The sequence below is a fragment of the Serratia sp. PL7 genome (assembly GCF_945957435.1).
The window spans coordinates 1,891,423-1,911,159 of record NZ_CAMFLB010000001.1; the positions used below are offsets into that span (position 1 = coordinate 1,891,423).

Genomic DNA, 19,737 nt, shown 5'->3' on the forward strand with positions numbered 1-19,737 from the left:
GCGCCTTTAGATTTAAAACAACTTTCTGCTGTAAACGCCGCCGGAAACTGAACGCAGTTAAGTTCAACATTATTAAGGCGTATCTATCATGGATTTCTTTCTGCAATTAGCGGTTATATTGGCATGCTTGCTGTATGGGGCACGTAAGGGCGGCATTGCGCTGGGGTTACTGGGCGGTATCGGTTTGATGATCCTGGTGTTCGGCTTTCACCTGCAGCCCGGCAAACCGCCGGTAGACGTGATGCTGGTGATCATCGCGGTGGTGGCGGCCTCCGCCACCCTGCAGGCCTCAGGCGGGTTGGACGTCATGCTGCAGATCGCCGAGCGGATGCTGCGGCGCAACCCGCGTTATGTCTCGATCATCGCACCGTTCGTCACCTGCATTCTCACGATCCTGTGTGGCACCGGCCATGTGGTCTACACCATCTTGCCAATCATCTATGACGTGGCGATCAAAAATAACATCCGCCCGGAACGGCCGATGGCGGCCAGCTCGATCGGCGCGCAGATGGGCATTATCGCCAGCCCAGTCTCAGTGGCGGTCGTTTCACTGGTGGCGATGCTCAGTAGCTACACCTTCAATGGCCGCCATCTGGAATTCCTCGATCTGCTGTCTATCACCATACCTTCCACCCTGTGCGGCATTCTGGCGATCGGCATCTTCAGTTGGTTCCGCGGCAAAGACCTGGACAAAGATCCCGAGTTCCAGAAATTCATCTCGGTGCCGGAGAACCATCGCTACGTCTATGGCGACGCCGCTACCCTGCTGGACCGGGTATTACCGCGCAGCAACTGGATCGCCATGTGGATTTTCCTCGCCACTATCGCCCTGGTGGCGGTGCTGGGAGCCTTTTCCGACCTGCGGCCCAGCTTCGGTGGCAAGCCGCTCTCCATGGTCCTGGTGATCCAGATGTGTATGCTGATGGCCGGGGCGCTGATCGTCATCATTACCCGCACCAACCCGGCGTCTATCTCTAAAAACGAGGTGTTCCGTTCCGGCATGATCGCCATCGTGGCGGTGTATGGCGTCGCCTGGATGGCGGAAACCATGTTCGGCGCGCACCTGGCGCAGATAGAAGCCACGCTGGGCGTGCTGGTGAAAGAGTACCCTTGGGCCTATGCGCTGATCCTGCTGCTGGTGTCGAAATTCGTCAATTCGCAGGCCGCCGCACTGGCGGCGTTGGTGCCGGTGGCGTTGGCAATCGGCGTCAACCCGGCCTATATCGTCGCTTCGGCGCCGGCCTGCTATGGCTACTATATTTTGCCAACCTACCCCAGCGATCTGGCGGCGATCCAGTTCGACCGCTCCGGCACCACCCGCATCGGCCGCTTCGTGATCAACCACAGCTTTATTCTGCCCGGCCTGATCGGCGTCAGCGTCTCCTGCGTCTTCGGTTGGATCCTCGCCGCGGCGTTCGGTTTCTTATGAGTTGTACTTCGGAGCCCTGCGGGGCTCCCTGCAAGCAGGATGACAATCCATGGGGATAGGGTATGGCAAGAAAGGGCAGAATGCAGGTGTAATGCGAATTCCAGAAACAAAAAAACCGCCTCTCGGCGGTCTACGACATTACTACTTATTGCTTTGATTATTCGGTATTTTTATTCCCTGGTACCCGGGGCGGGACTTGAACCCGCACAGCCATAAGCCGAGGGATTTTAAATTCATCATGTTATTTATACATATCAATTAGTTAACTTTAAAATTACTAACATGAACAGGATTAAAAATCCGCTCGGGTGTTGTTATTAAAAATCCATGTTAGGAACATGTTGGTGAATAGCCAAGCGCTGATAACTACCATTACACTGTTTACAAATAATTATTTTATGCAAAAATTTATCAACAAGATGAAACACAGCATAAGGTTGCAATAGAAATAATGAGCACAATAAGAGAACAGATAGAGCGCGATGGATTTGTTGTAATTAAGGGGATGTTTACCCAAGAAGAGATGCAGCGTATGAATAGATCGATTAACGATTTCTTCAAACGCAAAGGTGTCACTTATCGGTATGGGCTAACCCAACCCAACATCGCGGTTGAAGAGCCCGAGTTTTCTTGGGTTATCAGTCATCCAAAAGTTATAGAGGCTTATCGTTCTGTTTTTGCACAAGACGATTTTGTCTTTACCTCACATGCTGACATCCATCACAACATGGGTTTCGGCTGGCATAAAGATGATGCTAAAGGTGCCTACTTCTCTGAACCTTACTTCACTCCAGATTGCCGTGTTTACAAGATGGGGATCTACATGAATGACCACTCAACTGATGGCAATGGAATGTCTGTGCGCGTAGGGTCCCATCTGAAGGATAACCTAACCGAGGGAGAGGCTGTAGCCCTAGCAACAAAGCCAGGAGATGTAGTGATTTTTGATGTACGAATCACTCATGCAGGAAAGGAGTATGATTTCTTCGAGAGAGGCCTGCTGAAGATGGGGCGCATGCTGGGAGATTCGACCGGAAAATCAAAAATAGGAAGAAAAGTCAGGGACATTTATTGCGGGTTTAAAGCAGGAAAACCAAAGCGCAGCTTCTTTTTTACATTCGGAGCGCCAAACAATTTCACTAATGACTTTGCTCGTACCAACATGCGCCGACAGCTGGATCAATCTGGCGGGAAAAGATTCACATTACCAGATTCATTGTCGGCTGAGCTTCACAAAAACGGCATTAAGACATTAAGTTTCGACGGCGAACTATGAATTAGCGGCCGGGAATACCGGCCGTAACCTCATTTGCACGCCACATTGGCCGCCATCAACTCACGTTCATACCCAATCCGCTGATGACGCTCAGCCCGCAATGCTCTCATCTGCGCATCGATCGGAGCACCGATAGGTAACTGGTCAACTGCGAACGCTGGGCGCGCCACATCGGCGGTTTTGCATGGCACCGAGATCGGTACTTTCACTTCGACATATGACGGCGCCGGCTGAGTGCTTGAGCAGCTGGCCAGTGCCAGAACAGAAACCACGATCAGCTTTTTCATTGGGCGCGCTCCCAACTCAACTCTGCATCAAACGCAGCAGACGCCGCCGCGCACGCTTCGCCAGTGGTTCGCTCTGCCATAACCTCGTTTGCCCTCTCATAGTCGCCCTGAGCCTCCCTGCGGGCTTTGTCCTGCGCTGCATTTGCCTTGGCTTCAAGCTCATCCCGTTTGCGCTGCAGCGCCTCAATGCCGGCGTTCTGGCTGGCGATCGTCGCCGCCTGTTGCTTGTTGCTGCCTTTGCACTGCGTCAGCGCCTCGTTGAGACGGTCAATCGTCGGCTGATAGTGTCGTCCTGACAGCCAGGCGCCAGCGCCGACAACGGCCGCCAGCGCAAGCAGGATCACCGCCGCAGACGTTATTTTGCCAGGCATAGTGCTCGCTCCTTGTCACGGCGGCTCACCAGGCCGTTTAGCTTTACGCCGCCGGCATATACCCAGCGCGGGAACTGATCGCAGGCGGCCACCGTTTCACCCTGACGGAATAACCTGAACATCGTCGATTTCTGCATCGTCGCACAGCCGGCATTAAACGTAATGCTCACCGCCGCATCGAATGCCCCCTGCGGCAGATTGTCGCCGGCCGCGTAGCGGTTTACACAGTGTTCGGCAGCCAAGATATTCTTTTGCCAGTCGGCGGCGATCTGCTGATCTGACTTGCGCACGCCTTGTTTAACGCCGTGCGTGTTGCCGATGCCATCCGTCCACACATCAGCGGGGCATTTGTACGGTTCACGGAGGCAACCCTCAGCATTGCCGATAAGCTCCAAGCCGGTGCGGCTAGTTTTTACCTCGCCACTTGATAGCACCAGGCCGATGATTACCATCACAGAACAGACGGCGCCAGCGGCGCCACTCTTTTTAGATATGCTCACACCTCACCCTCCCCGCCTGGCAACGGCGTGTACTGGTCCGCCTCGTCAACCGAGGCCGAGGCCCCAGCCCTGCCGCTACGCTTCCCTAAATAGTCCTCATAGAGCGCCGTTCGGCGCTCTTCCTGCTTGCGTTTCGCTCTGGCATCAATACGCCCCAACACAAACGAGAGCACAGAAACCAGCACGCCTATGGCGCCGAATGCGATATAAATAAGATCCTGCGTGGTTATGCCAGCCGCAGATGCAATTGCGGCCAACCAGGCAAAGAATTGCGTAACGATATTTACTGGTTGTTGGTCGTTCATTTTCATACTCCACCTCCGCCGTTTGGCGGCGTTGATTAAGCCGCAGCGACTGAGTTGTCGTAGAATGTTCTCCAAGACGAACCGTCCCAATACACGGGGCAGCCAGTCCCAGAACCAGCCGATTCACCAGCCTTCCTCGCGTTTCTCGCATACACGAAAGCCCCCTTATCTTCGCCGGCGGGGAGTTCTGCAACGAGAAAATTACCCGGTGTTAAATCTCTGATTGAAGTTAACCCGCCAGCATTGGTAACTTTTACGCCTTGCGATGCCCCAGGCGTGCTGAATGCAATACCGCTAACTGACCCACCGCCAGAAATAACAGATTGCGATCCGCTGCTATCCTCGAGAATCAAATTAACCGCAGCAGATGGCCCAGCAAATGAAGACCGTTTGAATGTAAATCCGTTAGAGGAATACATAACCATCTGCACGTTATAAGCGCTCTGCGTCGTCCCTATCTCGATCGTGTTACTTGAATTGTTATGGTAAAGAAGGCTCGGGCCTACTGTTCCAGTGTCTCCACCAATACGAATTCGTGCACCTTTACCGAGGTGAATTGTTTTATTTGCTGCAAGAATTCTAAGATCCCTGTTGATATCCAGCGGACCCGTTGAGCCATCATATGAAACCGTATACGGCTGAATAAATAACGCCGGTGTTTTCGGGCCGCCGTTATAGGTATATAGACCGAGACCTTGCGTAAAATTGGCGGCATACGTGCCAATGCTAAAAACATCATCAAGCCCCATCACAGATCGACCATTGAATCGAATTCTTGGGGTGAATGGGCCGACATCATTTAGTCGCATTTCTGCGCGGCCGCCAAATTGGCTTCCTGAAAGCGATCCCAAGTGATGAGTGCTTGCCCCTTTCTGCATGCGGGATTCGTTATAATCTATCTTCAGGCAATACACATCTGAACGATCTAGATTATCCTCAACCATGCTCGCAAACGGAACCAGCACAGTGTTGCCTAGCGTAACTGCATGCTGCACACCAGCAGTTGCCGCAGCAAAGTTATATTCACCGGCGATGCGCACAAGGCAAAACGTGCGTGCGTTAGACCAATTCAGGTTATAAGCATCGTTAACAGGAAGCTCAGAAACCCAAAGACCGGCCTGCTCTACGTTGGGGTTTTGCTGGTCGAACCGATAGCAGTAGAAAAAAAGTACCTTCGTGAAATCAGGTGAAAATACCGGGCTAACTGGGTTTACACTAAACGGAACTGATGTTTCTACAGGCCCCGTAACCGAAGTTAAGTTGTCCTCCGCAACCCACATCAGCGGCTTTTGAACGCCAGCGAACTGACTTCTGGAGATAATGATAATTTTACCACTATCAGACCGCTTTAAGAAATTAGCCTCAACATGAATAATATTTCCAGCATTTAAGTTGTTTGACGAATCTAGCAACTTAATTTTTGTATATTCATACGTTGATGTGTTGAATACCAGACAACCAAACTCACCATCAATAGAATGATAGCCAACGATCCCCCTGCCATCACCTGTCAATTCAAATCCATGTAAGGCAATGGCTGGATTACCCGCATCACTAAGAAAATTAAAATTCTTAACGAATGACCAATTCACCCCACTGTTAGCTGATTCGTAAATCTCGTAGCGGATTTCTGCATTATCATTCGCCCCCTTTCTGAAGCGAACAAACGCAAATAATTTTGTGCCGGCGGCATCTCTACCGAGCGAGAATGCAGCAGCAGATTCGTTTGATGTATGCGCAGCAATGCGTCGAGGCTGGCTAAAATTCTGGCCGTCGCGTGTCGACGTACACATCGCATCCATATTAATCGATGTGTGATCAGAACCCAGGTTATAGCCGATGAATGCCCGACCGCCAATAGCCACCGCCTTCCCTTGTGGCCAGTTAGCAAAGCCCCAACCCGTATCCGAAACCCGAGCCACCGAGCATGATAATGCACCTGCCAGCGCGTCAGCGGTTGTCTCTCCGTTCCAGCCGATCATGCCGGCGCCGCCAGGTATCGACTGATCAGCCAGTTCGAGGGAAAGATCGGTACCAGAACCACTGTCAGCTGAAACAGCAACCGGCTGCCCTTGAGCATTGATGCCGATTAATTTATTTGCCGTTCCTGATTGTGGGAGAGGCTGTACACCATAGGGGAATCTGACGCTTCGCGTGTTTGAGGATGCAATCTCATTTCGTATGGCAATGTCTTCACGTTGGCGCGCGGCTGCTTCGGCTATATCCCCGGCAATTCTGGCGGCTCTCTCTTGTGCCAGCGCCTCAGAACCGGCCGCGTCTGATTCGGCAATTTTTACCAGCACATAATTTTTGGTCGCCGCGTCTTGCTGGTTTACAGGATCGGCTAAACTCTCGATTCGGTAGCCGTGGGCGTTGAATGGGCCCCCGAGCAGCGGGCGCTGTAGGCACAAACCGAGATACAGGTATGATTGCTGGATTGCCAACCACAACCGATCGAAATCGTTGTTGACAGTGGCCGCGAGCAGATCTCCGTTGTTCTGATAGTTTTGCAGTCGCGTAGCTGGGATTTCGCGAAGATTCATCACAGTTACGTCAGCTGCTGGCGGCGTCAGGAAAATCACATCGCCGCCATTAGTTGTGCCAACACCGGTAATGCTAAAGCCAGAAGTAACAGGCTCTCCATTTAGGGAGACTGTTAAATCCCCGGCATCGAGAATTAAAAACTCATACGGAAATACCGTAGTCACGCCGTTGGCGGTGTAGATGTTGTAAGGAGTTTGGATTGGAACCGCCATCGGGGGAAGCCTCTTAGTAGTCTACGGCGACCTCATGATCACCATCTGATGGCTGCCAATCTTCCCGCCCCTGAGCGGTCGGTTTCCCGACCAATTTTCCGATGCGCACCGGCGTCTCGCTGATAGCCCCCGCCCCAGAATCGATAAAGTCGTCCGGCTGGTTGGTTACCGCCGGGTTGAAATCTCGCATTTGGTCGTAGGCCGGCCCGTCGAGCACGTCGCTATGCGCCCACAGGAAGCGAGACGACAGCGGCGCCTCAAACGCATCGAGGATGCGTTTTTGCTTGTTGGTTATGGTGAACTCCTCACGGACACCGCAGCCGGTACCTTTCAGCGCCTGGCGGAGCAGCTTGCCGGCGAAACTGCCGGGCCCGTTTACCTCGACCACCACCTGCGGTATCTGGTACCCGATCACCAGTTCGCGGATCTGTACCACCTGGCCGCCGGTGATTTTGTCGCGCTCGTCGAACTCGGCCAGATCGCCGATCAGTTCCTTGCACACATGCCAGTACAGGTGCCCGCGTGCGTCGGTCAGCACCAGCGAAAAGGCGCTGGCGTCCGCTTTCGCTTTGCCGGTGGCCACGTCCCACCAGGCGACAGCGCCAACAATCTGCTGGCTGCCCAGCCACATCGATGCAGAGCGGTTCGCGTACCGGATTTCCGGCTGCACGTTGTACTCGCGGATGCGTTCAGGGTCGAGGCGGGATTCGCCGATCGGTTTACTGTGCAGTTGGTACTGGCTGTCCCATTCGTTGACTGTGCGCGTTTCCTGCCGGCGCTTCTCCATCTCGGCCGGCGTGAACCGCTCAGGCCATGCGCATTCGGCGTAGCAGTCCACCGTCGTTCCCGGTGGCTCAGCGAAGGTGATCCCGGTAGCCGTCAGCTGATAGTCAACGCCCTCGGCGAGCAGGCGCGCGCCGATATGGATGCCGACAAAGACGTATTCCGGCCGGAACGGCAGCGCGTAGCTACGCGCCGTCGCCTGTTTTTCATCGATGCGGTGCTCTTTCTCGAAAAGCTTGATCGTCAGGCAGTCGGCGCCCATGGCTTCGACCTCATCGTATAGGCTGTCGTGGGTGTGCGGCGTGCCGATGAAGAGCTTGCGGCCGCCGGGGACGAGGATGTGCGTTTGCTCGCCGAGGCGGTAGCGCAGTTTTTCGCGTGCCTCCGGCGTCTGGATGTTTCGCGGAACTTCGACGTCATCGTTTTGGCATTCGTCGGCGCGGGCCGAGGTGACGTTAGACAGGATGCCTTTCGCGTACATGCTGCCGTTACGCATATCCAGCGATCCGTTAACCCACCACTGCTCAACGGTTCCCTGCCCGTCCGGCAGCATGCCGCGCGTCAGCGGGTGATTGCGCAGCACGTTCTGCGTGTCGCGACTGGTCTTGTACGCCGTGCCGTCGGCCTCTGATTGGTGCAGGATCCGGTACTGGCGATTCTGGTAATAACGCCAGGCGTTATACACCGCCAGAATGGTGGATTTACCGAAGCCACGGAAACAGCGTAGCACCGCCAGATCGCCGCGGTGCTCGAGCCAGTGGCAGGCTCGGTAATGGCAGTCTGGAACATCCCACCCCATCCGCTCCGCCCACATGATGAAAAAGGCGACGAACGAAATCATTTTTTCCGCTGCTGGATACGGTCGAGAACTTCCTGCGCCGCGCGTTCAGCGGCGGATACCCGCTGCCCAAGTAGAAACGCCTCGTCGTCCGGCTCGCCGCCATCTTTCGGCGTGCCGCCGCGCGTGTGCATGCCGATCAGCGAATGCACCTTCACCAGCAGCGTGAGCGACGCCGCCGCGTTCTTCTTGCACCAGTAGCGATCGCCGCGCTCCTGCTTCGTGTGTTTGTCGAGTGGTTTGTCGGCGCCCGGCCAGGTATCCGGATCGGCTTCCTCCAGCACGACGTCGGTTAACTTGTCACTCAGCGCGGTAAGGCGGGTTTTGTAATCGTTGTGCATAAAAAAGCCCCATGGTTGTCATGGGGCTATGATGTGGCGGGTAGTTGGTCGGTTTCCTGACTATTACCACGTAGGGTTGTATACGTTAAATTTGTTGATAGGAAACTGATTTCATACACAGTAACATCATCTACATAACGTTCTTACTTATGCCAAGAGAGATAAAATGAAAAAAAACGTATTGCTGCTTATCGCCTCATTATTCTTCACCTTCATTCCATTGACATCACATGCTGAGTTCACGGTATCTATGTATAGAGATCTGAAGGTATTAACAACATCACCTGATGTAGAAACGGCGAAAAGAACAAAGGAGATGATCAGTACATATCTAATGGGCGTTGCGTCTGGAGCGAATGAAATCAGTCAGTTTGAAAAGGCAAAAAATGGGACTGAAATGCCGTATTGCATTCCAAAAGGAACGCTTCTAACCCCCAGAATGGCTGAAGATATTGTAGATAGAGTATTGGCCGACCGAAGTGTAAAACTAGATAACGTAGACTCTATGGGTATATCAAGAATCTACGTTATTGGTGTATTGCGTTATTATAAGTGCCCTACCTTACTATAAGTACCACGATAGTTAACGCATTCCTGGGTCTATTTGGTTAATCAGTGGCGCGATCCAGAACAAATTATTACCAGGTAGAAGCGTGCGAGCATTGTGTATAACTCGATCTCCGGCGTCGCCGTTCAGCACGCCGGAGGTGACGTCAGTCAGCGTATCCAGCAAACCGAAAGTTGGCCCCAACGCTGAGCCTATAAACCCCCTGCTGGCGTACCGCGACTGCGTTCCCGTCCCGAAAATTGCCCCCAGGCCGACCATGCCACCCGATGCCTTTTCCGCCATGTTGTTGTATTCCATCAGTGGCCCGAGAATACCCGACCGATCCAGACCTTCCAGTACCAATTTTTGAGGCGTCATTTCCACCTCTTTGCCGTTGGCAGCCTGTTTTAATGCGTACGTCAGCGCGCCAAGGCCGATCTGGAAAGCGGTGCCATAGTAGAATTGCGCCGTTCCCTCCTGCAGACCGCCGAGCGTGGCGCGGTTATACGACGCCGTGGCGAAGGATTTAAACTGGAATACCGTCTTACCCAATGGCGTACTGGCCCATAATGGCGTGTCGCCGATGCCCGGTGTAATAACGGTGTTGTTGACGTCCTTTAAAACTGCCGACTGAAATACGCCGGCGACGTGCTGATCGCCCCATTTTTCAAAATTACCAATATGCCAACCGTCGATCACCTCGCCATGCTTCTGGAACTCGCTGCGGATACGGCCGGCCATATTGGGGTTGATCCCGAGCTTCGCAAGTTTCTTCGCGGCGGCCGCCCCAGATAGAATACTGTCCGACGTTATCATGCCATTTACCGACTTGTTCACGTCGTCGAAATGCCCCATCAGCGTCAGCTTGCCGAACACATCGGTAACGCGCTCCATGCCGGCCTCTACGGCCGTAGTACGCGACGAGCTGTCCACCAGGTCGCCCATCGTGCGCGCCCGCGTATGCAAGATGGTTTCCAGACCAACCGCCATTTTCTGCATCTCGGCCCGGCTGGCTTTGAATGCCGGCGAACGGCTGATCAGCGCAGAGTAACCGCGCATGGAGTTACTGAAACCGTTCACCATCACGCCGCGCGCCAAGTCCGGGATGGCCGACACGGTCATGCCGCCCAGCTTTGTGACAAAGTTGGCGCTACGCAGGAAAGCGCCAGCGCGCACAAAGAACGACGATGGATCGTCAGGCATGCCATAGGTGCCAACCAGCCGGTCGCGGAGCGCGGTAATATCGCGAATATCGTTATCCCTGGCTTTCGCCAATTTTGCCTGCTCTGCGGGCTTGCTTCTCATCAGCGCGTCGTATTCGTCCTGAATGTCCTTCAGCTGCTTATCGAGGCTCTTATTTCCGAAGGTGCGGGTTAACTCAACTTCCGCCGACGCCTCGCGGATATGGCGCTGCAGGACGTAATTAGCGTCGCTTTCCAGATAATCTTTCATCAATCGATCAGGAACGCTAAGCGTTCTCGACCTGGTGCTGCCGGCCGCTTTGACCGTGAACACGTTTGCGAAATCCTGCGGAATTTTGGCGCCCACGATTTTGTTAATGGTCGCGTCAGCAGTAATTTCAGCCTCTTCCCTCGACATGGTTTTTTCACCGCGAGACCACCAATCCACCAGCATGTTGCGAAACTTATCGCGCTCACTGATGATCTTCCCGACTTTGTACACGCGCGGGAAGTAACTGGTTTGGCCGATAGCTTTAAGCTCTTCGTCGGCCGGTAAAAGGCCAAGTTTCTGCTGGGCCACCTTCACCCTATCCACCACCATGCGCATCGCGCGCGCCGCATCCTGCACCGCGGCATTGCCGTGAATGTCGCCGTTGCGCATGGCGTTGCCCACCTCCTCCCGGAACGATGCAAATCCGAGATCGCCGCCATCTGCCTTATACTTCGCGTAAGCCTGTTTATTGGTTACCACGACTGCAGCTTCTTCACGACGCCAACCGCGAACGCGGGTTTCCGCCGCGATCGGCGTCTCGATACCTCGCAGGTTACCCTCGAGCGTGAAGTTGTTTTCCGCCAGCTCCAGCGCAGTGCGACGGGCAGTCTTGGATGGTGACTCCATTAAGCGCGTGACCGGCGTCAGATAACTGCCAGCTCTACGGGCGAGCGTACCGATCGCGCCACCTGATACCGGCGTCAAATCTTCCAGCGTCGCCTCGCTTATGCGGGCAGCGCCAACGCTTCCACCTTCCGGCAGAGAGGCGGCGGCGTTGTCCACCGCGCTGGCGACGCTAAAGTTATCCAGAGCGTCGCCGACTTCGCGTGTGGCCGCGGTTCTTACCGATGGAGATATGGCCGTGCCAGCACTGGCGAAAACACCGCTCAGCAACGCACCAGCGGCGACGTGAGCGGCGCTCTCTCCCCATGTGCGCGTAACCTGCTGGTTGTTCAATGCCACTTCACTGAGGGCTGTTCCGGCGGCGCCAATGGCCACTTGAGATCCTATGCGCGCCAGCGCGCCGCCCTGTGCGCCGGGAATAAACATAGAAGCGACTGTCACAGGATCAACAGCACCGGCTGCAATACTGGCCAATGTCCCCACGCCACCCGCTTCAGACAGAGCCCGGCGATCTTCATTTTCATCATCGATCTGCTGTTTGATCCACGCGGTTTCCTGCGGTGAATTTGCATCAGAAAACGCCGTCGCCCATTGCTCATAACCCTGCAGCTCAGTTTTATCAGCATAGGGGTTATAACCCTCCACGGGCTCAAATTGCTTTGTTGGCTGGAACATGCCAGCCAAGACGTTATTCTGGCGAAAAGCAGCGCCCCATACCGAAGGTGTTTCTTCTTGAGGTCGGGGATTTGTGCCTTCAGGTAGAGAAACGTCGAAGCCTGATGGTTGCGTCAGAATACTGCCAGCCGGCGCGAAATCGTTATTCAGTTCATCGGGTTTTGCATATACCGGCATTATTCTGCGCTCCATGAAAAATACTGTTTTTGACGATTTACGCGCTCGTCGTGCAAGCGCTTATACATTTCATCGAGGGCTCTATGCTTGGCTTTGAAGTCACGAACTTCCTGCCCTTTTGAAATCTCTTCCTGATTTTTATCCTCACGCTCTTTTTGCATTTTTTGGTAAGGCTGCCAATCCTGCAAAGAAGGTTTCCAGCGCATAGAACGTCCGTACTTGTCGTAATAAGGCTGCACACTTTCTATGCCGTCTTTATCCTTCGTACGCACCATGATCGCGTAGTCGCCAGTCCTTGGCGTTGAAACATCAGCTGCGATTTCGAGCTCTCCCCCCACTTTAGATTTTGGGGTTTTGGTTTCCACGAAGGCCGTGCGGCCGGAGGTGATCCCAAGACTGGCGCCGCTGGTCTCGATACTTTCTGTACGGTCGCCGTACATCAACTGCAATTTTTCCTCTTTCCACTGAGCGGCCTGCCAGCCTGATGGGCCGTAGTTATGCAATGCTTCCGGGGCGTATTTCATGAACTGCGCATTGCCGTTCACTTCACTGATGCTCCAGGTGCGGGCAATCTGTTGATTGGTCATTTTTTTGGCAACATCTGCATTGCCGCCGGCAGTGCGATAGTTGAGGTCATAGAGCGTCTGGTAATCATTCCTGAAGCGTGCAGCATCTGGCGTTTGATCATCGGCGGATGGATCCCAGCGGAACCATTGCGCCATACTGCTGGCTGCAGAGCCTATAGCTTTGCCACGCTCTTTTTTATACGCTGCCGTCCCCTGCTCAGATGCCAATTGTGCCTTGAGCGCATCCGTTTGGTTGTAGGTGACGTTTTGAGCTTGCTCGATCGCCGCATCGGGCGCCATCCCTGAATCGGTCAATTGCTTGACCGTCATGTAAAAACCCTGCATCTCTTTCGGCATATCACCGACAGAGGCAGGATCCGTGTCGTACAGCCGGCTGAACAGTTCGGCGCCTTGCTTCACGACCTCCGGGCTTTTTGCCCGAGAAATAGCCGTTAGTTGCGTGGTGACCTTTTCAGGGATAACCCCGGTTTGCGCAACCTGCTGCACAACAGCGTCGTGCGTGCTGGCGTCGTTAATGCGAAAATTCTGCGCCGTTGGCGTTGCGTCGGCCGCTTTCTGCATTGCTTTGTCTGTTGGGTCTAGTTTCTCGCCCATCAAAAGTGCATCGTTGAACCGGCTGGCGTCGCGCTGAGCCTGAATTACCGTGTTGCTTTTCTGCACCAGGGCAGCGAGTTTGCCGTAGGCGTCCATCTTGATCGCATAGTCCGGATCGTTCACCTGTGGCTTTACCTTCGAAAGCTCCTGCTGCTGTTGCGCCGGCGATATGTACTGAATGGCCTGGAACGTTCGCGCGCTGTCGATGGCGATGCCGAGCTGCTTCACCATGCTTGAACCCTGCGGCCCATACGCAAATTGAATCGTGGCCCTGTCTGGCATGGCATCCGGCACTTCACCGTTGTATAGCTGCGACATGGTGTTGTTTAGTATCGGGTCAATTTGATTGCGAACCGCTGTGCGCTGTTCTTTAATCTGCGCCTCAGCCATGCTGTCGATTTTATTCACCGATACCGGATCGAGTCCGGTTTTGTTTTTTCGGTACCGCGCCAGCCAGCCGCGAGTCTCCGCCGGGAGATTGCGAATAAATTCAGCTTCGGAAACCTCGCCTTTTCGCGGATCGCCAATCTTGTCGATCAGCTTATCAACCCGGCCCTGCCCCCAATTGTAAGCCGCGCCTGCCAAGGTTTCAGAACCGTATTTTCCGTAAAGTTCGTTGGCGTAATCGCTGGCCAGCAGCGCGTTTTGCTGCTCGTCTTTCGGGTCGTATTGCAGCCCGCGCTTGGCTGCCAACTCCTTGCCCGTGGCCGGCATCAGCTGATATTTCCCCTGCGCGCCCTCTGATGAAGTGACTATGCTCCCGTCGGCATTAAAATGCTTCCCGCCGGACTCAACTATCGAAATTGCCCGCATATCCAATCCATTGCCGCTGTTGGACATGAAATCCCCGTTCAGCCATCCGGTGGGGTTGCTTACGGCATAGTTTTGCGCGCGCCATTCCATGGCCTTTTGATTTGCCTCAGACACTGCCGCAGTGATTTGATCTGCAGACCAGCCTTGCGCCTGGCCATATAGCTCGATCGAATGGCGCCGAGCTCCACGAATCAGCCCCGCCGCTTGAGGATCGTCAAAGGCCGAAGCCTCCTGCTCTACCGAATTTTGCACCGTGGCGTTAAGCTGTTGGCGCTGAGCAGATGCGGTTTGGCTGATTTCGAAATTTTTATATGTGCTGGCACGGCGGATTTGCGCGGCCTTCCACTGCGCATCAAAGTAAATTTGCTGGCTTGGAGGTACTCTTTTTCTGGCCTCGTCATAATCGGTTGCGTCTTGCTTATCCATGTCAACGCCGACGCCAGCGGAATTGAACCCCTGCCGTGTAACAAGTGCGCCTGTTTCGGGGTTTTCCCACCGATCGTTAGACTTCGCTTCAAGGTCGGTAAGGATCGCCTGAGTCGCTGCCAAATCTGCTTTATCTTGGACGCGCTGGATATCGCCAGCGGCCTGCCCAGCCGCGACACCGAGGCCAGACAATGCACTACCAATTGCACCCGCCCCCCTAACATCGACTCGAATAGGATTGGCCTCCGGCACCACATTGCCAAAATTTCCGGTTGGTATCCGCATCAGCGTACCCCCATATTCGAGAACATGTTATTCGACGCCGCAGTGCCGGTGTTTGTCGTCGTTGTTGGATTGGCTTTTTTCCAGCCGGAGTAACCGGTTCCGGCGGCAGACAGTAGCGAGCTGCCCGCATTGATATAGCCGGACGTCGCCGCATTGCGGCCGCTGAGTCGGTCGGCCTGCGCCTGCGCGTTGTACCGCGCGCCGGTGTTCATGCCATTCAAGATCGTCGTGTAGGCGTCCTGCTCTGCGTCGCCAGTGATGCCGGACGTGATACGCAGTGCCGTTCCCTCACCAGTTTCGACGCCGGAGGCAGCCAGCGAGGCGTTTGCCTGTGCGGCCTGCTGCTTGCCGGCGTCGCGTATTTTCTGCGCTTGCACCTTGGCGGCTGAGCGCGCAGCCTGCGCGTCTGCGTCCGCTTGTTCGGCCTGGTAATTTGCCGCCGCTTGAGCGGCGCGCCCTTGTTGCTGCTGCCCCAGCAGCGAAATGGCGGCTCCAGCCAGTGCTACCCATGCCATCATTTGCCTCCTGAAAAAATAATGCCGACATGTTTTAAACCGAGGCGCTCGTACATCTTCCCGGTGCGCTCTTCAGTGATGCCGGTCGTAATCCCCATGTCGATCTGGTCGGCACCCTGGCTGGTCGCCCAATCAACATACGCCTTCGCCAATCGAAACCCCGCCAGGGTACCCCGGTGAGCGGGTTCAACGTACAGCCCAAACTCATACGCAATACGCGCGTCTGCGAAATAGTGTTCAACCACCATTCCCGCAATAGCGCCGATCAACTGGCCATCGCGATCCGCCACAACAACCAGCCCGTCAGGATTGGTTATCAACCGATTAATTAGAGCGGCGAATTTATCGCCGTTGTACGGCAGGCTCCGGTATCGGGATTCCATATGCATGGTCTTGGATAGCCGGATAATCTCCGGGATATCAGTTTTTACAGCGCGGCGTATCATTGTCAGCCCCCGTTACTGGTGAAAGTGGTGATAATGGCCAGAAGGTGGAATGGCAGCGGCTGGCGCTGCTGAATTACCAGCGTGTCCTCGCCCTTCTCCCATCCCAATTTTCCGAAGAAGTGATCGCCGGTGAACAGCGGCGCTGGCTGGTTGAGGATTTTCGGGCCGAAGGTGCGGAACGGGATCACCTGGCCGTTGCACTCGGCGCCGGTAGTTTCGAGGAAACGCATCGTCACTTCGCTGGTGCGCTTCTTGGCGCTCTGCGCTGTGCCCTCGGTGGTGCCAACTTCTGGCGTGAGCGTTTGGATCGTGGATTCAAAATGCAGGCCGATTTCCACACGGTGCGCTTTTCGTGTCAGGGTGACCTGCCCGCCGGAAACCACCTGCGCAGGCATTACAGAACCGTCAGCCACTACATCGACAGTCTGCCCCTCCAGGTGGTTTAACCCTGCCCAGGTCGTTGCTCCGGCCTCGCTGCTGCCGGTTACGGCGGCGTCGGTGTACAGCGTAGAATCGAACACCTCTACATAGCGCACCACCTGGCCGCCAATTTCCCGACGCACCAGTGCGTAAACCACGTCGTTGCTGTCAGACGGGATCGACGCCACCGACTCAAACCCGCCGGCGGTGATTTGGCGAGACCAGGCGATCACCTCCTGAGCCCGGTCTATTGCCATCGTCACCATTGCGCCGTCGGTGCGTACCAGCCAAATAAAGGCGTCGGGCTGCTGCTGGTAAGCCATATCGATCACCCCGCCGGCGGTGATATGTTCCGCCAGCACCGTCATATCGTTGGCGGAATACGAAACAAAACTGTCCGGATCGTAGGCCACGGCGTACAACTTACGGCCAGCACGCTGCATAAACATGATTTCCGTACCAACACGGACGGGGCGAATATTATTGCAGCCGTACGGGCTTGGGTTTTTCACCGAGATATTTGTCGGGGTGATTGCCGCATTGTTGCCTGCGGTGATCGTGAACTCGCCGCCGTACGTCAGCGCGATCAGCGTGTTCATTTGCGCCAGGTGCACAATCGGGTTGAGCTGGTCGGAAGACAGCGTAAAGCTGATCGCCTTATCGTCGTCGGTACCCAGTTCAAATGACAGGTAAACGCCGGTTTCGCTGAACCAGATGGTTTGCGGATACCTGACTGAGCCGGCCAGAACGAGGCGCTGTTGGTGCAGTGTCACCGCGCCAGGGTAGCCGTATTCGTCAGTCCATACCGTATCCTCGCGAGTCCACGCGCCCGGCGATGCCGCCTGTGTGGCGGTTAGGTCAGTGCGGATAACGCCGACGGCAATCTGCTCACTGGTGATGCTCTTGATCAGCACCAGACCGCTGTTAATACGGACGTATGAGCCAACATCCTCGGCAACCCAACCGGGGCCGGTGAATGGTGCCGGATCCTCGCTGTCTTTCGGTGGCTCGTCGTCGCTCAGTGTCAGCGTGATTTCTGAGCCGACAAATTCCTTAACCGACGGCTTGCACCATTTTTCCGGCGTGTCGCGGATTTCGTCGAACGGCTCAACGATAAATGGGCATGGCTCGAGCACCCAATCAAGCTGCCCGCGTCGCTGCAGTCGGTGCGGTTTAACGCCCTGGTGTACCAGAAACATGGTGTCGGCGCCCTGAACGTAATTTACGGCCGGCAGCATGTCGGCGCTGTACGGGCTGGCGATTTCATACGGGGTGTTGTCGTCGTTCACCAGCTGTGCGCCGTTCTGGAAAATCCGCATGTAGCCGTCGCCAAACTCCAAAACGTACGCCTGAGAGCGGTTAAAAACGTAGGGGATCAGCCGGGCGCCGCGGTCGCCGTATTTGGCCGCAGCCGCGTAACGGGTACCAGGGCGACGCATAACACCGCCCTGCACCACACAAACCGCATTCTCGATCTGCTTGGCGCCGTTGGCGTACCGCGAAATATCAACGCGGCCCATCAGGCGCGGGGAAATCTCGCCTGCCGTAAAATTGGTTTTTATCAGGTTAGCGCGCACGGTCAGAACCTCGATTCGTATGTGGGATAGCCGCCCAGCTCTTCCGGCGGATCTTCTTGGCCATCAATGGCTTTGGCCTGGCGCAGCAAATACGCCGCCTCTTGCGTCAGGCTGTCGCGCAGGCTGGCCGAGGCGGTGACAGCGTAGGCAAGCTTTGCCGCCATAGTGGCTTCGGCAAGGTTCACCAGCGCGGCGTCCCAGGTTGATTCATCCTCGTTGCGGAAGATGTAACGCAGCCGGATCACGCTCTGGTTTGCCAGTAGCTTCTTACCCTCGATTCGATACGGGATATCGTCCCAGGCTTCACCCACCGAAAGAATACGCAGCAGGTCACCCGGTAACGGGAACTGAAACGAAAATCCGAACGCCGGTGCGGTGCTGCTCGGTGAGAGCACAACGCGCTTTACTGCGCAATTCCACGGATGTTTTCGCAGCAGGTCGTTACGAACGGTGGGATAAATATTTGAGCAAAGGCGGGCGTGCTCGTTGTTCTCGTCAAAGCTGTTGATTGGGTGCGCACCAAGGGCAAGTAGTGCATTTGAACAGATGCTGATCGCGAAGTTGTTAGCCATAGATCACCTGATAAAAAAGGCCGGGGTGTTACCCCCGGCAAGGGAGCGCTGGCATTAAGCGGTGAAGTCGATCGCGACAACCTTGTTTTCGGCTGCGCGGCCGGCGCCATAGGACGCATCGACAGAAATCTGAATGGTGTTGTTCTTGTCGCGGCGCGGGCCGATATCGGTGTTGTACTCTGCACCGGTACCGAAATGCACCGCGGACTTGCACCAGGCGGCGGCGGTCTTGGTGGTGACAGCCGGATCGCCAGCGCTGGCCGAGTCCAATTTTTCGTATGCCAACCACTTGAAGCCCAACCAGTTGCCGGACACCGCACCTTCCTGCAGCATTTTCACCGCCATAAAGTCGGCGCTGGTCAGGGTGGTGTCGCTCAGGATCTGCGTCAGCATGTCGGCGTTGTACGTGATGAACAGCTCTTCGCCGTTCTGTTCGTCACACTCGTTGCGGCGGAACATGGCCTTAGCGGCGATCAACTTGGCTTTGGTCATGCCGGTACCGCCGGCCACAATCTTCTGAGACGCCGGCAGCGCCACAGGAGCATAGGCGCCAGTGTTCGAGGTTTTGCGCAGGACGGTATCCAGCAACGCGCGATAAATCACGTCGTCCTTTTTGCGGTTTGCGGCCGCCAGCGTCAGCTGCAGATATGGCCCCTGCGGGTCAGCGATCAGCTTGCGCAGGTCGCGTTTTTCCACCGGCACGAACACGCCGTAATCCGCCATCAGCGCGTTACGGGTACCCGCTTCAGGCAGATCCCAAACCGTATCGCCGAAGCGCTCGGTGATTGGGTTCATTTCGATGGTGCCCATATCGTTGATGGTGAACGACGCACCCGTGATCATCCCGCGATCGTGTACGGCAGCCTGCAGGCGCGAGTCCTTCTGCTGCGATGCGATTTCGAAAGAATCATGGAACTGCTGCACAAAGGCGGCGGTGATCATGTTCTTGTTCGGATCAAAAGCCATTTTTTATCACTCCAAAGATTATCGCCTGCGAGGTATCGGTTTCCCGGCTCGGTTCAACGCTGGCCGGTTGGCGCTTACGGGCAGCGGGGAATCAGGTATCCGGCTACCACGCCGGGCTGTTGGAGTGATTTTGTTGCGGTTACGCGGTCGGAATCCCGACCAAATGAAAACGCCA

Annotated in this window: 17 protein-coding genes; 3 read left to right on the forward strand and 14 right to left on the reverse strand. The window is 55.3% G+C overall.

The genetic code is table 11. The features are described 5' to 3' along the window. Positions 1–88: 88 nt before the first annotated feature. Together N6G83_RS09105 and N6G83_RS09110 are read left to right on the forward strand one after the other, a co-directional pair. Entirely contained in the window at positions 89–1,429 is a 1,341-nt protein-coding gene (locus N6G83_RS09105) for an anaerobic C4-dicarboxylate transporter (RefSeq protein ID WP_025302367.1), read from the forward strand. 451 nt (positions 1,430–1,880) lie between these two features. After that, positions 1,881–2,705 (forward strand): phytanoyl-CoA dioxygenase family protein, encoded by an 825-nt coding sequence (locus N6G83_RS09110; RefSeq protein ID WP_260515145.1) that lies wholly within the window; start codon positions 1,881–1,883, stop codon positions 2,703–2,705. Between the two features lie 29 nt (positions 2,706–2,734). Here N6G83_RS09110 and N6G83_RS09115 read toward each other — a convergent pair whose 3' ends face one another. Genes N6G83_RS09115 through N6G83_RS09145 form a run of 7 tightly spaced genes read right to left on the reverse strand, consistent with a single transcriptional unit; the run spans position 2,735 to position 8,886 of the window. Beyond that, positions 2,735–2,992, reverse strand: coding sequence for a hypothetical protein (locus tag N6G83_RS09115; RefSeq protein WP_260515146.1), 258 nt, complete (start codon positions 2,990–2,992; stop codon positions 2,735–2,737). Beyond that, on the reverse strand, positions 2,989–3,363 hold the full coding sequence (locus N6G83_RS09120) for a hypothetical protein (protein WP_260515147.1): 375 nt from the start codon (positions 3,361–3,363) through the stop codon (positions 2,989–2,991). Before N6G83_RS09120 ends, N6G83_RS09115 begins: the two co-directional genes overlap by 4 nt. Then, positions 3,348–3,815 (reverse strand): lysozyme, encoded by a 468-nt coding sequence (locus tag N6G83_RS09125; protein WP_260515580.1) that lies wholly within the window; start codon positions 3,813–3,815, stop codon positions 3,348–3,350. Before N6G83_RS09125 ends, N6G83_RS09120 begins: the two co-directional genes overlap by 16 nt. A gap of 44 nt (positions 3,816–3,859) precedes the next feature. Further along, positions 3,860–4,174, reverse strand: a complete 315-nt coding sequence (locus N6G83_RS09130) for a hypothetical protein (protein ID WP_260515148.1) — start codon at positions 4,172–4,174, stop codon at positions 3,860–3,862. 29 nt (positions 4,175–4,203) lie between these two features. Then, on the reverse strand, positions 4,204–6,924 hold the full coding sequence (locus N6G83_RS09135) for a hypothetical protein (RefSeq protein ID WP_260515149.1): 2,721 nt from the start codon (positions 6,922–6,924) through the stop codon (positions 4,204–4,206). A 13-nt stretch (positions 6,925–6,937) separates the two neighbouring features. Continuing rightward, on the reverse strand, positions 6,938–8,548 hold the full coding sequence (gene terL, locus N6G83_RS09140) for a phage terminase large subunit (RefSeq protein WP_260515151.1): 1,611 nt from the start codon (positions 8,546–8,548) through the stop codon (positions 6,938–6,940). Next, the gene (locus N6G83_RS09145) at positions 8,545–8,886 is read right to left on the reverse strand and encodes a hypothetical protein (protein ID WP_260515153.1); all 342 of its coding nucleotides are present in this window, start codon (positions 8,884–8,886) and stop codon (positions 8,545–8,547) included. The genes terL and N6G83_RS09145 overlap by 4 nt, the downstream gene beginning before the upstream one ends. Before the next feature lie 166 nt (positions 8,887–9,052). Here N6G83_RS09145 and N6G83_RS09150 point away from each other — a divergent pair, with 166 nt between their 5' ends. Next, positions 9,053–9,457, forward strand: coding sequence for a hypothetical protein (locus N6G83_RS09150; RefSeq protein ID WP_260515155.1), 405 nt, complete (start codon positions 9,053–9,055; stop codon positions 9,455–9,457). Between the two features lie 12 nt (positions 9,458–9,469). Here N6G83_RS09150 and N6G83_RS09155 read toward each other — a convergent pair whose 3' ends face one another. Genes N6G83_RS09155 through N6G83_RS09185 form a run of 7 tightly spaced genes read right to left on the reverse strand, consistent with a single transcriptional unit; the run spans position 9,470 to position 19,562 of the window. Beyond that, the gene (locus N6G83_RS09155; RefSeq protein ID WP_260515156.1) at positions 9,470–12,361 is read right to left on the reverse strand and encodes a hypothetical protein; all 2,892 of its coding nucleotides are present in this window, start codon (positions 12,359–12,361) and stop codon (positions 9,470–9,472) included. Next, entirely contained in the window at positions 12,361–15,066 is a 2,706-nt protein-coding gene (locus N6G83_RS09160) for a transglycosylase SLT domain-containing protein (RefSeq protein WP_260515158.1), read from the reverse strand. Before N6G83_RS09160 ends, N6G83_RS09155 begins: the two co-directional genes overlap by 1 nt. Next, entirely contained in the window at positions 15,066–15,584 is a 519-nt protein-coding gene (locus tag N6G83_RS09165; RefSeq protein ID WP_260515159.1) for a hypothetical protein, read from the reverse strand. The genes N6G83_RS09160 and N6G83_RS09165 overlap by 1 nt, the downstream gene beginning before the upstream one ends. Then, positions 15,581–16,027, reverse strand: coding sequence for a GNAT family N-acetyltransferase (locus tag N6G83_RS09170; RefSeq protein ID WP_260515160.1), 447 nt, complete (start codon positions 16,025–16,027; stop codon positions 15,581–15,583). Before N6G83_RS09170 ends, N6G83_RS09165 begins: the two co-directional genes overlap by 4 nt. A gap of 2 nt (positions 16,028–16,029) precedes the next feature. Beyond that, positions 16,030–18,024, reverse strand: coding sequence for a hypothetical protein (locus N6G83_RS09175; RefSeq protein WP_260515162.1), 1,995 nt, complete (start codon positions 18,022–18,024; stop codon positions 16,030–16,032). Between the two features lie 2 nt (positions 18,025–18,026). Continuing rightward, positions 18,027–18,596 (reverse strand): hypothetical protein, encoded by a 570-nt coding sequence (locus N6G83_RS09180; RefSeq protein ID WP_060426428.1) that lies wholly within the window; start codon positions 18,594–18,596, stop codon positions 18,027–18,029. Between the two features lie 54 nt (positions 18,597–18,650). Beyond that, positions 18,651–19,562 (reverse strand): phage capsid protein, encoded by a 912-nt coding sequence (locus tag N6G83_RS09185; protein ID WP_060431587.1) that lies wholly within the window; start codon positions 19,560–19,562, stop codon positions 18,651–18,653. Between the last annotated feature and the right edge of the window lie 175 nt (positions 19,563–19,737).